12 protein-coding genes are annotated in these 13263 nt (G+C 72.3%); 4 read left to right on the forward strand and 8 right to left on the reverse strand.

Going from position 1 to position 13263, the window contains the following annotated elements; all coding sequences use genetic code 11:
• Positions 1-14 precede the first annotated feature (14 nt).
• The gene (locus tag KJK29_RS36160) at positions 15-548 is read left to right on the forward strand and encodes an AAA family ATPase (protein WP_215124577.1); all 534 of its coding nucleotides are present in this window, start codon (positions 15-17) and stop codon (positions 546-548) included.
• Here the strand turns inward: KJK29_RS36160 and KJK29_RS36165 are convergent.
• On the reverse strand, positions 502-1461 hold the full coding sequence (locus KJK29_RS36165) for a LysR family transcriptional regulator (RefSeq protein WP_215123425.1): 960 nt from the start codon (positions 1459-1461) through the stop codon (positions 502-504). The two genes, KJK29_RS36160 and KJK29_RS36165, sit on opposite strands and share 47 nt — an antisense overlap.
• Before the next feature lie 95 nt (positions 1462-1556).
• On the opposite strand from KJK29_RS36165, the gene KJK29_RS36170 reads away from it, so the two are divergent.
• Entirely contained in the window at positions 1557-2714 is a 1158-nt protein-coding gene (locus KJK29_RS36170) for a nuclear transport factor 2 family protein (protein ID WP_215123427.1), read from the forward strand.
• A 39-nt stretch (positions 2715-2753) separates the two neighbouring features.
• The gene (locus KJK29_RS36175) at positions 2754-3167 is read left to right on the forward strand and encodes a cytidine/deoxycytidylate deaminase family protein (protein ID WP_215123428.1); all 414 of its coding nucleotides are present in this window, start codon (positions 2754-2756) and stop codon (positions 3165-3167) included.
• Positions 3168-3788: 621 nt separating this feature from the next.
• Here KJK29_RS36175 and KJK29_RS36185 read toward each other — a convergent pair.
• Positions 3789-5237 carry an amidase gene (locus tag KJK29_RS36185; RefSeq protein ID WP_215123430.1) on the reverse strand — a complete coding sequence of 483 codons (1449 nt, stop codon included), beginning with the start codon at positions 5235-5237 and terminating at the stop codon, positions 3789-3791.
• Positions 5234-6541, reverse strand: coding sequence for an Nramp family divalent metal transporter (locus KJK29_RS36190; protein WP_251058026.1), 1308 nt, complete (start codon positions 6539-6541; stop codon positions 5234-5236). Before KJK29_RS36190 ends, KJK29_RS36185 begins: the two co-directional genes overlap by 4 nt.
• 109 nt (positions 6542-6650) lie before the next feature.
• Between KJK29_RS36190 and KJK29_RS36195 the strand changes: the two genes are divergently transcribed.
• The gene (locus KJK29_RS36195; RefSeq protein WP_215123432.1) at positions 6651-7658 is read left to right on the forward strand and encodes an Lrp/AsnC family transcriptional regulator; all 1008 of its coding nucleotides are present in this window, start codon (positions 6651-6653) and stop codon (positions 7656-7658) included.
• On the opposite strand, the gene KJK29_RS36200 is transcribed toward KJK29_RS36195, so the two are convergent.
• From KJK29_RS36200 to KJK29_RS36220, 5 genes are read right to left on the reverse strand one after another with little or no spacing between them, the layout of a single operon-like run.
• Positions 7639-9072, reverse strand: coding sequence for an aminobutyraldehyde dehydrogenase (locus KJK29_RS36200; protein WP_251058027.1), 1434 nt, complete (start codon positions 9070-9072; stop codon positions 7639-7641). The two genes, KJK29_RS36195 and KJK29_RS36200, sit on opposite strands and share 20 nt — an antisense overlap.
• Positions 9065-10384, reverse strand: coding sequence for a flavin monoamine oxidase family protein (locus KJK29_RS36205; RefSeq protein ID WP_215123436.1), 1320 nt, complete (start codon positions 10382-10384; stop codon positions 9065-9067). The genes KJK29_RS36200 and KJK29_RS36205 overlap by 8 nt, the downstream gene beginning before the upstream one ends.
• A gap of 31 nt (positions 10385-10415) precedes the next feature.
• A complete protein-coding gene (locus KJK29_RS36210) occupies positions 10416-11486 on the reverse strand; it encodes an ABC transporter ATP-binding protein (protein ID WP_215123438.1) in 1071 nt (356 codons plus the stop codon).
• A 3-nt stretch (positions 11487-11489) separates the two neighbouring features.
• Positions 11490-12371, reverse strand: coding sequence for an ABC transporter permease (locus KJK29_RS36215; protein WP_251058028.1), 882 nt, complete (start codon positions 12369-12371; stop codon positions 11490-11492).
• Positions 12368-13261 carry an ABC transporter permease gene (locus KJK29_RS36220; RefSeq protein ID WP_215123440.1) on the reverse strand — a complete coding sequence of 298 codons (894 nt, stop codon included), beginning with the start codon at positions 13259-13261 and terminating at the stop codon, positions 12368-12370. Before KJK29_RS36220 ends, KJK29_RS36215 begins: the two co-directional genes overlap by 4 nt.
• Positions 13262-13263: the final 2 nt, after the last annotated feature.

A 13263-nucleotide genomic window follows, 5' to 3' on the forward strand; every position in this document is an offset into this window, starting at 1 on the left:
ACGTGACCGCCGTGATGGTGGGCACAGAAGAAACCCGGCTGGTCGTCCTGCGCGGCAACAGCGCCTCGGGCAAGTCGTCCGTCGCGGCCGCGCTCCGCGAGAGGTTCGGCCGCGGCCTGGCCCTGGTCGGCCAGGACAACCTCCGCCGCATCGTCCTGCGCGAGCGCGACCGGCCCGGTGCCGCGAACATCGGCCTCATCGACCTGACGGCCCGCTACGCCCTGGACGCCGGATTCCACGTCGTCGTCGAAGGCATCCTCTACGCCGACCGCTACGGCTACATGCTGGCCCGGCTGCGCGCCGAGCACCGCGGCCCGACCCACGGCTACTACCTGGACGTACCGTTCGCCGAGACCCTGGCCCGGCACGCCGGCAAACCGATCGCCGACGAGGTCGGCGAGGCACAGTTGCGCGACTGGCACCGGCCGCTCGATCTGCTGCCCGGCGGGATCGAGAGCGTCATCGGCGCCGACAGCGCCCTGCACGAGACCGTCGACCGCATCATGCTCGAGACCGGCCTGGACCGGCTGCCCGCGCTGGATCGCTGAGCGGCGTGGCCTGGGCCGCCCCCGGGCGGATCGAGGTGAACGCCGTGGCGAGGTGGTCGAGCAGGGGCGCCGCGCAGGGGTGCGGATCGTGGCGAGGGGTGATCGTGTAGAGGCCCCGGGCCGGAGGGTCGACCAGACCGACCGTGGTGACGTCGGTTCGCAGGGCGCGTGTCAGCACGCCGGGTATGAGCGCGATGGCGTGACCGGTCGCGACCAGGGCCAGCTTGCCGGGCAGATCGGCCGCGACGAGGTCGATACGGGCGCCGACCCCGGCGCGCTCGGCGTGCTGGAGCAGGAGCGCCGCCGAGCCGTCGTTGTCCTCGGCCCAGATCTGGTCGGCCAGGGCGTGGATGTGCACCGGGCCGCGCCCGGCCCGCGGATGGTCGACGGGCAGCGCGACGACCATCTCGTCCAGCCCGAGGAAACGCCGCTCGACCCGCTGGTCATGGGGCAGCCCCGGCGGCGCGTCGGTGACGACGGCGATGTCGAGAGCACCGTCGAGCACGCGCTGATGCAGTTCCGGGCTCAGGGCGGGGAGCAGGCTCCACCGCACGGATCCGGCCTGCCGCAACAACGTCCGGACGGCTTCGGGCACGATCCCGGTGGCCAGAGAAGGCGTCGCACCCACGGCCAGCGTCCGGCCGGACGCCCCGTCATGAGTGTCCCGCGCGGCGCGCACGGCCCGGTCGGCCTCGGTCAGCGTGGTCAGCGCGTGGCGCCGGAACACCTCCCCGGCGGGCGTCGGACGGACACCGCGCGCATGACGTTCCATCAGCGGTACACCGAGCTGCCGCTCCAGTCCGGCGATCTGCCGGGACACGGCCGACTGCGTGTGATGGAGTTCGGCGGCCGCCGCCGACAGCGAACCCAGGCGGCACACGGTCACGAAGGTTCGCCACACCGTCAGCTCCATGCCGTCAGTATGCCCAGGAGGTATGCGAGTTCCGCATGGCGGGGCTGCGAGATCTGCGCTTGTCGCAGCCGACACGGTGCACGAATCTGGCGCGCATGACCACACCACACACGATCGCCGTCCTCGGCCTGGGGCGCATGGGCGACGCGATGGCCACCCGCCTGTCGGCCCAGGGCCGGCACGTCGTCGGCTGGACCCGCTCAGGGCGCACGGCAGGCACCGTCGAGACGACCGCAGATCCGAACGAGGCCGTGGCCAGGGCCGATCTCGTGCTCCTGGCGCTGTTCGACGGCTCGGCCTGCCGCCAGGTCCTCGACGAGGTCCATGACGCGCTGTGCCCGGACGCGATCGTGCTCAACACCAGCACCGTCGCCCCCACCGAAGCGTCGGACCTGGCCCGGCGACTCGGCCCCGCCTACGTCCACACGCCCGTGCTCGGATCCGTGCGGGCGGCCGCCGCGGGCGCCTTGCACCTGCTCGCTGCCGGTGATCACGACGCGGTCGGCCGCGCCCGGCCGGTGCTGGACTCGCTGGGCACCGTGCGCCGCGTGGACGACGCCTCCACCGCCGCCGCCCTCAAGCTGATCACCAACAGCGGTCTCGCCGGGGCGGTCCTCGCGCTGCGCGACTCGCTGCGGCAGGCCGACGCCCTCGGTCTGCCCCGCGCCCGGGTGCTGGACGTCCTCGAACTCGGCCGGCTCGGCGGACTCGTGACCGCCAAGAAAGCCTTCCTCGCCGGTGAATCGGCCGTCGGCGCCGCCGAGTTCACGATCGGCGCGCTGGCCAAGGACATGGCCCTGCTGGCCGCCGCGTCGAAGACCCCGCTGGGCGGCGCAGCCGGCCTGGCCGACACCCCCGCCGACCCCGAGGCCGACATCGCCGTCGCCGCCGTTGCTCCCGCCGTGGCGGACACCGTGCTCGAACCACTGCGCGCCTACATACGCGGACACGCCACCGGCGACCCCGCCCACTTCCGTGAGGCGTTCCTGCCCACCGCGCACATCGAGGGAATCCGCGACCGGGCGTTCGTCTCCTGGCGCCTGGACGAGTACTGCGCTCTCTTCCCGGGCCGCCCGGCCCCGGACGAACCGGCCCGCTCCCGCCGTATCGACGCCGTCGACGTCCACGGCACGGTCGCGACCGCCACCATGACGCTGCGGCACGGCGCCGACCTCTTCACCGACATCTTCCTGCTGGTCCGTGCCGACGAGGGCTGGCGCATCGCCAACAAGGCCTATCACCGACACTCGTGAGGATCCTTCGCGGCAGCGGACCTCACGAAAGCAGAGACGATGACCACGCAGACGCACCACGTCGACCACGAACTCATCGAGGCGGCGGCGCACATCGCCCGCACGCGCTGCCGGGGCGACCAGCACACCATGGCGGCCGCTGCCCGTGCCCAGGACGGGCGGATCGTCACGGCGGTGAACGTCTACCACTTCACCGGAGGCCCCTGCGCCGAACTCACCCTCATCGGCGTGGCGGCCACGCAGGGCATCCACGACCTGGACACCATCGTCGCCGTGGGAGACCGGGACCGGGGCGTCGTCCCGCCGTGCGGCCGGTGCCGTCAGGTCCTTCTCGACTACTTTCCCGCCATCGGGGTCATTGTCGGCGAGGGCGACCGCGCCCGAACCGTCCGCATCACCGACCTGCTCCCCGAGAGCTATGTCTGGGCCGACCACCAGATCGACGCCGAGTAGATCGCCCCTCGGCGGGAGTCGACGCGGGTCTCACCACCCGGGCCTCGTGGTCCATGGAGGCCCGGTTCCGGGCCTGAACGGAAGCGGAGAACGTGGTGACCCATCCCGCTAGGGGGCTGCACGGCCAAGCCGTGGAGGAGCTGGGCCGGCGCATCATCCGCGGCGACTCCCCCCGGGCTCCGTGGTCGACCCGGTCAGGTTCGAGACGGAACTCGGCGTCAGCAAGACCGTGGTCCGCGAGGCGATGCGGGTGCTGGCGTCCAAGGGCCTGTCGCCCGGCGGACCTCCGGCTCCGCCTCCTACGACGACACCAAGCTGTGGGTCACCGCCCTCGCGCTCGCTGTCGCGTCCCGCTGGGAAGGAACGTCCAGCCACGCGGTCGACCCCGGGTGGGTCCCCACCCGGATGGGCGGTCGCGGCGCCCCGGACGACCTGACCGCCGGGCATCAGACCCAGGTGTGGCTCGCCACGCACTCCGACACGACCCCGAGCACCGGCGGCTACTGGTACCACCAGCGGGTATAGACACCCCACCCCGCCGCGCGGGACGAAGCGTTCCAGGCCCGCCTCATCGAGACCCTGGAGCGCCTCACAGGCGTCCCGCTCGGCTGACCACGCCCCTCATGGCCCGCCGCCGTCCGCCGGGCCCCCGGCGACGACCCCCGGCCGCCGTTCCCCCACCCGCGTCGCCTGCTCGAAGGCGTGCCCCGCCCTCAGCACGGCGGCGTCGCCCCGGTGCGGCCCCACCACCTGGAGCCCGACCGGCAGCCCGGAAGGGGTGAAACCGGCCGGGACCGACAGGGCCGGGCAGCCGGTCATCGTGATCAGGTAGGCCGAGCGCATCCAGTCCAGATAGGTCTCCATCGCCGTGCCGTCCACGGAGGCGGGGTAGGACAGCTCGACGTCGAAGGGCGCGACCTGGCTGACCGGCAGCAGCAGGACGTCGTACGACGCGAAGAACTCACGCACCCGGTGGAAGAGCGCGGCCCGCAGCAGCTCGGCGCGGCCCAGGTCCGGGCCCGTCAGCTTGCGGCCCTCCTCGATGTTCCACACCACGTCCGGGGCCATGCGGTGCCGGTGCTCGCCCAGCAGGGGCCCGTAGGCGAGCTCCATCTGCCAGGCGCGCTGGACGAGAAAGGCCTCGTCGGCACCGGACAGGTCGGGGCAGGCATCCTCGACCTCGCAGCCCAGCGCGCCGAACACCTCCACCGCGCCCCGCACCACGTCCCGCACCTCCGGGTCGACGGGCACGCTCCCGCCGAGGTCGGGCGACCAGGCGACCCGCAGGCCACGGATGTCGCCGTCGAGCGGGCCCGCGAAGGCGGAACCCGGTGTGTCGAGGGCGAGTGGGCTGCGCGGGTCCGGTCCGGCGAGGACGGACAGCATCAGCGCGACGTCCCGCACCGTGCGCGCCATGGGGCCCTTCACCGACAGCTGCCCCCAGGGCGCCTTGTCGGGCCAGGACGGGACCCGGCCGGGGGAGGGCCGCAGCCCGACCACGTTGTTGAAGGACGCGGGGTTGCGCAGGGAGCCCCCGGTGTCGCTGCCGTCGGCGAGCGGCTGCATGCCGCAGGCCAGGGCGGCCCCGGCGCCGCCGCTGCTGCCGCCCGCGCTGCGCGAGAGGTCGTAGGGGTTGCGGGTCGCGCCGAAGACCGGGTTGACGGTGTGGGAACCCATGCCGAGTTCGGGCACATTGGTCTTGCCGAGTGTGATGGCCCCGGCACCCTTGAGGCGTTCGACGACCAGATGGTCCCGGGTGGGGACGTGGTCGGCGAAGACGGGTGAGCCGTACGTCGTGCGGATGCCCGCCGTGTCGTGGAGGTCCTTGTGCGCGACGGGCAGCCCGTGCAGAGGTCCGACCTCCGCCCCCGAGGCGAGCCGCTCGTCCGCCTCCGCCGCCTCCTCCAGCGCCCGGTCGGCGACGAGCGTGACGATCGCGTTCACCGACGGATTGACCCGGTCGACGCGTTCGAGGTGGGCGGTGACGACCTCACGCGCGGACACCTCGCGGCGGCGCAGGGCGTCGGCGAGGTCGGTCGCGGTGGTGAAGCACAGGTCGGCGGGGTTCACAGTCCTCCCAGGGTTTGCTTGATCTGGACCGCGGCGAGCACCCCGAACAGCACGAAGGAGCTCGACAGCAGCACGTTGGAGACGGTCTTGTTGCGGTACGGCTGGCGCAGGCCGCGCTTGTTGAGCAGTACCAGCAGCGCCCCGGACAGCAGCGGCAGGACGAGGGAGCCCACGGCCGCGTAGGCGAGCACCAGCGGGACCGGCTTGCCCACGAAGGTCACCGCCACGGACGTGACCGCGCAGTACAGGACGAACAGGCGGAACGGACGGCTACGCTGGCCCATGTGCCGCTCGGCCTCGGTGTCCGGCATCCCGCGCAGGGTGCGCAGCGAATCGGCCAGCAGATAGCACAGGGCGTTGAAGCCGCCGACCAGGGCGCTCAGGGTCACGAGGAAGAAGGTGCCCAGGAACAGCACCCGTGCCACCGACCCGAGGTCCGCGCCGAGCGGTTCGGCCAGCGCGGCCAGCCCGTCGTTGCCGGTGATCGTCCGGCCGCTGCCGTACAGCAGTCCGGTCCCCACGATCGAGGTGCACACCACGAACAGGAACGTGACCCCGTAACTCACCGCCGTGTCCGCCCGCATGACGGGCAGCCAGCTCCGGTGCTGCCAGCCCTTCTCCCGCAGCCAGTAGCTGTACGAGGCGACCCCGGCCGTGCCGCCCACCCCGCCGACCAGGGCCAGCACGGTGACCACATCGCCCTCCGGCAGCCGCGGCCGCAGCGAGGACATCAGGGCGGACGGGTCGTCCAGGGTGACGAGCGTGACCACGGCCAGGACGACCATGCCGACGAACTTGGCCAGCATGAACCCGCTCATCACCCGTTCGAACAGCGCGTACCGGCCCACGTACACGAGCCCGGCCGACGCCAGCGCGATCACCACGGCCAGTGGCCTCAGCGGCAGCGCGGGGAACAGTGTCGTCAGCGCGAGCGAGGCCACCGAACTCAGGGCCGCCCCGTACAGCAGCCCGATGACCAGCACGAACGCGAAGAAGGCGGACGGCAGCCAGCGGGCGGCGGCGCGCAGGCTCGCGATCACGGTCAGACCGCTCCCCAGATACAGGCGCCCCACCGCCTCGGTCAGCGCGTACTTGAGGACGACACCCACCAGGATCGCCCACAGCAGGGCCATGCCGTAGCCCGCCGCGCCCGCCAGCGAGGTCACCATGTCGCCCGCGCCCACACTGGTGGCGGCGAGGACGAGACCCGGACCGAGGACGGCCAGCCGCCCGCGCCGGGAGACGGGGGCGAGCGGGGGCGCGGTCGCCTCGTGGTGAGGGGGACTTCCAGGAGTCGCGGTCACGTCGGCCACCTCCGTATGCGATCCGGGCTTCCCGGCAGAGTGGGGCAGGCTGACGGAAGGGAACAACGATCCCTGTGAAATCGACGGAATCGGCCATACGCTCAGGCCGATGGACGCACCGCACCCCGGATTCGTGGCCGATTCGCTGGACCGGCGCATCATCAGCGCGCTGCAGATCGACGGCCGTGCCTCCTGGCACCGCATCGCGACGGCCCTCGGCGAACCGGAACGCACCGTCGTCCGCCGGGGCACCCGCCTGCTGGACTCCGGGCTCGTACGGATCGGCGCCATGGTGGTGCGCGGCCGCAGCACTGTGATCGGCGTGCGCTGCGCACCCGGCCAGGCCCGCGTCGTCGCCACCGCGCTGGCACGCCGACCCGACTGCGTCTTCGCCCATGTCCTGACCGGGACCTGGGACTGTGTCGCGGAGGTGCAGTGCCCCCGCGACCGGCTCGCGGGACTTGTGACGGACGAGCTTCCGGGCCTGCCGGGGGTCGTCCGGACCCTGACGCTGCCGGTGCTGCGCCATGCGCGGACGATCCGCGAGTGGCACGCCGGCCTGCTCACCGAGACCGAGATCGCCGCACTGGCCGAGGGCACGCCCGCGAGCACCCCCGCCGCGTCGGCGGACCTCATGCCCGCCCACGACGGCACCGAACTCACCCGCTCCGACCGTCTGTTGGTGAACACCCTGGCCGAGGACGGGCGGTGCACCTACGACGAACTGGCGCGGGTCTCCGGGGTGTCCGAGGCCACGGCCCGACGCCGGCTGGGCGCCCTGCGCCGCCAGGGGCGCGTCCGCGTCCGGGCCGTGATCGAACCGGTGCTGCTCGGGCTGCCGGTGGAGGCCGTGCTGTGGGTACGGGCCGTCCCGGCGGGGGTCGAGAGGGTCGCGGCGGCGCTCGCCGAGTCCCCGCACGTCCGGTACGTCAGCTTCGTCACCGGCGAACGCCAACTGCTCGCCCTCACCGCCTTCCCGGACGAGGCGGCCCTCCACGACTTCGTGACGCGCTCCCCATGGCTGGACCAGGCGGCGTCCGTGGATGTGTCGATGGTCCTCGGATCCCTGAAGCGGGGCGGGATGCTCGCACCGTGGCTCACAGCATCACATGCTTGACCTGCGTGTAGTCGAGCAGACCGGTGAGCGACAGGTCGCTGCCGTACCCGGAGTGGCGTACACCGCCGTGGGGCATCTCCGACACCGTCGTGCCATGGGTGTTGACCCAGACGATGCCGGTCCGCAGCGCGCGGCTCGCCCGCATGGCCCGATCGTGGTCGCGGGTCCAGACACTCGCCGCGAGCCCCTGGGGCACGCCGTTGGCCAGGCGGAAGGCCTCGGACTCGTCGGCGAAGGGCTGGACGGTGACGACCGGGCCGAACACCTCGCCCCGTACGATCTCGTCCTCCTGCCGTGCCCCGGCGACCACCGTGGCCTGATGGAAGTACCCGGGGCGGGACAGAGCCGTGCCGCCGGTGACGATCTCGGCGTGGGCCGGAAGATGGTCCAACAGACCGCGTACATGGGTGAGTTGAGCGGCATTGGCGAGCGGGCCGAACGCCGCCTGTTCGTCATCCGGCGCTCCGGGCCGTCGGTCGGCCGCCCGGTCGGCGAAGCGGGCCAGGAAGCCGTCGTGGATCCGACGGTCGACCAGGATCCTGGTCGCGGCCGTGCAGTCCTGCCCCGCGTTGTAGAAGGACAGCGACGACAACTGCTCCACCGCGTCGTCGAGATCGGCGTCCGCGTGGATCAGCACCGGCGCGTTGCCGCCGAGTTCCAGGTGCAGCCGCTTGAGGTCGCCGGCCGCCGCCGCGGCGATCTCCTGCCCCGCCCGCACACTGCCCGTGACGGCCACCAGCCTGACGTCGGGATGGCCGACGAGGGACCGCCCGGTGTCGCGGTCGCCGCACACGACGTTGAGCACCCCTGACGGCAGATGCTCGGCGCCCAGCCGGGCCAGGAGCACCGCTGAGGACGGCGTGGTGTCGGACGGCTTCAGGACGACCGTGTTGCCGGCGGCCAGCGCCGGGGCGATCTTCCACACGGCCATCATCAGCGGATAGTTCCACGGGGTGATCTGGGCACAGACGCCGACCGGCTCGCGCCGCAGCACGGAGGTACGGCCTGGCGTGTACTCGGCGGCCGCGGCGCCCGGCAGATTGCGGGCGGCTCCCGCGAAGTACCGCAACACATCCACGATCGCGGGCAGTTCGTCACCCAGGAACAAGGCGCGCGGCTTTCCCGTGTCGGCCACCTCGGCGTCCGCCACCGCACCGGCCTCCCGCTCCAGCGCGTCGGCGATCCGCAGCAGCGCTGCCTGCCGCTGCGCCGGAGTCGTCACCGACCAGCCGGGGAAGGCCTCTTCGGCCGCCCGGCAGGCCGCGTCCACGTCCTCGGGGCCGGAGAGCGGGGCCGTGCCGTGCGCGAGTCCGGTGGCCGGGTCGATCAGGCGCAGGGTGGCGCCGGAGACGGCCGGTATCTCCTTGCCGCCGATGTGGTTGAGGACGATCGTGAAGCGGTCGTTGTCAGCCACGGCGCAGTGCCTCCTCGGCGGCGGCGCGGCCGGTGCGGACGGCGCCCTCCATGTATCCGGCGACCCACTGGTCGGAGCCGCAGACGTAGAACGGCGGTTCATGGGTGCCGTGCAGCGGGCCGACCGCCATGACCTCGCCCGGCGGCCACTGGGTGACATAGCCCTGGGTCCACGGGTCGGTGCCCCACAGCCGCAGATGGCACGCGCTCGGGCGGAGCGCCTCGTCGCCGAACATGCCCGCCATCTCGGCGAGCAGCTCGGGGGTGCGCAGGTGCGGCGGGGTGCCGAGCAGGACGCCGTAGCGCTCGGGCGGGATCAGAGCCGACAGGACGCCCTCGTTCTGCGGCCAGGTGCTGCCCAGGACGCCCTCGGCCTCGGACAGGCCGTTCAGATCGGCCTCCCGCCAGAAGGGACGGTCGTAGACAGCGGCGAACTTCGCCGCCGTCGCGTGGCGTTGGCGGTGCAGTGAGGCGAGCCGGGCCTCGCTCACCCCGCTGATCGCGACGGACCGCAGCGGGCCCACCGGGAGGGCGCTCACCACGGCCGTCGCGGTGAGGACCTCGCCGGTGACCAGGCGTACGGCGCAACGGTCGGGGCGGACGTCCAGGGCGGCGACGGGGGAGCCGAGCCGGATACGCGGACCGAGTTCGCGACCCATGACCTCCGCGAGCGTGGCCGAGCCGTCGGCCAGGCGCAGCCCCTCCCAGTCCTCGTAGTCGTAGTCGCCCGTGCCCGACCCGGGGACCGCCGCGCTCTTGCGCAGCGCCGCCAGCAGGGAGACCCGCTCGTAGGAGCCGCCGGCCAGGGCGAGTTGGCCGATGTCCCACAGACGTACCACGGCGGGTGTGGCCTGCCGGGAGCGCAGCCAGTCGGCCACCGACAGCCGGTCCAGGGCGGTCGCCTCCGGATGCGACCACGGGTCGTCCGGGTCGACGGTGGCGGAGAGAGCCGTGAACTCGGCGCCCATGCGCTCGTGCAGGGCCGGGTCGCCGGGGCCGAACCAGTGCGGCGGGTCGCCCGCCGAGCTGCCCTCCGGGGTGGCCCGGGTCATGCGGCCGGGTTCGGCGACATAGCTGGGGACCAGCCTCAGCCCGAGTTCCTCGGCGAGCCGGAGATAGGCGGTGTGCCCGCGGCCGACGACCTCACCGCCCAGCTGGACGGTACGGCCGTCGGACGTACGGGTCTGCTCCACCCGGCCGCCGACCCGGTCGCGGGCCTCCAGGACGAGCACGTCGGTGCCGGCGGCGGCCAGGTCCCGGGCGGCGGCGAGCCCGGCGAGTCCGGCCCCGAGCACGATCACGTCGTGATGCATGGGTTCGCTTTCTTCAGAGATGTCGGGGCGTTCAGGCCAGCACCAGACAGTGCTCCGGCCGCCAGCCGAACTCCACCGTCTCGCCGCCGCACCAGCGGTCCTCCATGCGCGCCCGGTCCGTGTTCTGCTCCAGCACCGACAGCGTGACGCCCGGGGCGAGTTCGATCAGATAGGTCGTGGTCGGGCCGCTGTAGACGGTCTCGCGGATGACACCGCTCAGCATCGACATACCGGCCTCGAAGTCCGAGAGCCAGATCTTCTCGGGGCGCACGGACACGCTCACGGCGGTGCCGTCCGCGATCTCGGAACGGGAGCCGACGGGCAGCGCCGGGCCCTTCTCCAGCGTCACCTCACCGCCCCGGTAGGTGCCGGTCATCAGGTTGGAGGTGCCCATGAAGGAGGCGACGAAGCTGGTGGCGGGATGCTCGTAGATGTCCTCGGGGGTGCCGCACTGCTCGATGCGGCCCCCGTTCATCACGGCGATCCGGTCGGACATGGTCAGCGCCTCGTCCTGGTCGTGGGTGACGAAGACGAAGGTGATGCCGACCTCGCGCTGGATCTGCTTCAGCTCCACCTGCATCTGCCGGCGCAGCTTCAGATCGAGGGCGGCCAACGGCTCGTCGAGGAGCAGGACGGCCGGACGGTTGACCAGCGCGCGGGCCAGCGCGACACGCTGCCGCTGACCGCCGGAGAGCGTCCCGGGCTTGCGGTCGGCCAGCCCGGCGAGCTGGATCAGCTCCAGCATCTCCCCGACCCGCCGCCGGATCTCCGCCCGGTCGACGCCCTTGCGCTTGAGGCCGAAGCCCACGTTGTCGGCGATGCTCAGATGGTCGAAGAGGGCGTAGCTCTGGAAGACCGTGTTGACGTTGCGCTTGTTCGGCGGCAGCGCCGTCACGTCCTCGCCGCCGAGCAGCACCGCTCCCTCGGTGGGATCGCTGAACCCGCCGATCATGCGCAGCGTGGTCGTCTTGCCGCAGCCGGACGGGCCCAGCAGGGAGAAGAAGGCGCCGGTCTCGATGTCGAGATCGAGCTGGTGGACGGCGTAGGAGTCGGCGAACTGCTTGGAGACGCCGTCGAGCCGGACGGCGGGGGTCGCGTCCATGGGTCACTTCCCGGAGAAGAGGTCGAGGCCGCCGCGGCGGCCGAAGAGGCGCGGGATGAACAAGGCCAGGGCGATCAGGGCGATGGATCCCGCGAGCATCAGGGTGCCGACCGCGTTGATGGTGGGCTGCACCCCGAAACGGATCGCCGAGTAGATCCGCACCGACAGCGGCTGCGGGTCGACGCCGGTGGTGAAGTAGGCGAGCACGAAGTCGTCGAAGACCAGCGCGAAGATCAGCACGGCACTCGCCAGCACCGCGGGCAGGAGCGCCGGAAGCGTCACCAGCCGGACCGCCTGCCACCGTGTGGCGCCGAGGTCCATCGCGGCCTCCTCCACCTCCGGGTTGAGCGCGGCGACCCGTGAGCGCAGGACGACCGTGACGTAGGAGATGGAGAAGGTGATCTCGGCGAGCATCACCGTGCCCGTGGACAGCGGCACACCCAGGCCCTTGAAGAGCAGCATCGACGCCACGCCCGTGACGATCTCCGGCGTGATCAGCGGCACCAGCATGACCAGGCCGGCCAGCGAGCCCAGCCGGGTGCGGCACCGGACCAGGCCGAGCGCGAGCGCCACCCCGAGGAGCAGCGAACCGGCCATCGCCACCAGGGAGATCCGCAGGCTGGTGCCCAGGGAGGCGAGGAGGACCTCGTCGTGGGCGAAGGCGCGGTACCAGCGCAGGCTGAAACCGTCGAACACCGTCAGCGACTTCTGGGAGTTGAAGGAGAACAGCGCCACCACGGCGATGGGCAGATAGAGCAGCGCGAAGAACAGACCGGTGACCGCGATGAGGACGCGGGGCCTGCGGTGGGCCCGGCCGCGCCGTGCGGGGGTCCGGGCGGCCGGACGGGCCGGGGCGGTGGGGGAGGGGAGCCGGAGCAGGGTCATCGGCGGGCCTCCGCCTCGTCCTTGCGGGTCCGCCGCAGATAGCCGAGCATCCCGATCAGCAGGACCAGCATCAGCAGCATGGTGAGGGCGGAGCCGAGCGGCCAGTTCTGGCCCTGGAAGAACTTGTCCTGGATGAGGTTGCCGATCATGATCTGGTCCGGGCCTCCCATGAGCTGTGCGCTGACGAAGTCACCCATCGCGGGCAGGAAGACCAGGACGAGCCCGGCCGCCGCGCCCTGCCGGGTGGCGGGCAGGGTGACGAAGAAGAAGGTGCGGACCGGGCCGCCGTACAGATCGCGGCCGGCCTCGATGAGGGAGACGTCGAGGCGTTCCAGCGCCGCGTACAGCGGGATGATCATGAAGACGACGAAGCCGTACACGAGCCCCGCGACCACGCCGAAGCCGCTGTGGAGGATCTTCGTGCCGGCGTCGGCGATACCCACCGCGCGCAGCGTGCGCAGCACGGGCCCGTCGTCGGAGAGGACCACCGACCAGCCGTACATCCGCACCAGGTAGTTGGCGAAGAACGGCACCACGATCGCGGCGATCAGCGCGTGCTTGTACCGCCCGCCGTGCAGGGCGATGGTGTACGCCACCGGATAGGCGATCAGCAGACAGACCACGCAGGTCAGCAGCGCGTAGCCGAGGGAGCGGGCCAGGACCTCGGTGTAGGCGGGGTCCGCGAGGGCGCGCACACCGGCGAGGTCGAAGCCGAAGCGCGGGTTGCCCAGCTCGTCGGTGGTGCCGACCGCGAGGACGCCGACGAGGACCAGTGAGGCGATCAGGAAGCCGGTCATCCAGATGGTGCCGGGCAGCATGAGCCAGGTCCAGACGCGGGTGCCGTCGGTATCCCGGCGGCGGGGGCGGGAGGAGGGGCGGAGCGGTGCCATGT

This window comes from Streptomyces koelreuteriae (assembly GCF_018604545.1).
Taxonomy (GTDB): domain Bacteria; phylum Actinomycetota; class Actinomycetes; order Streptomycetales; family Streptomycetaceae; genus Streptomyces; species Streptomyces koelreuteriae.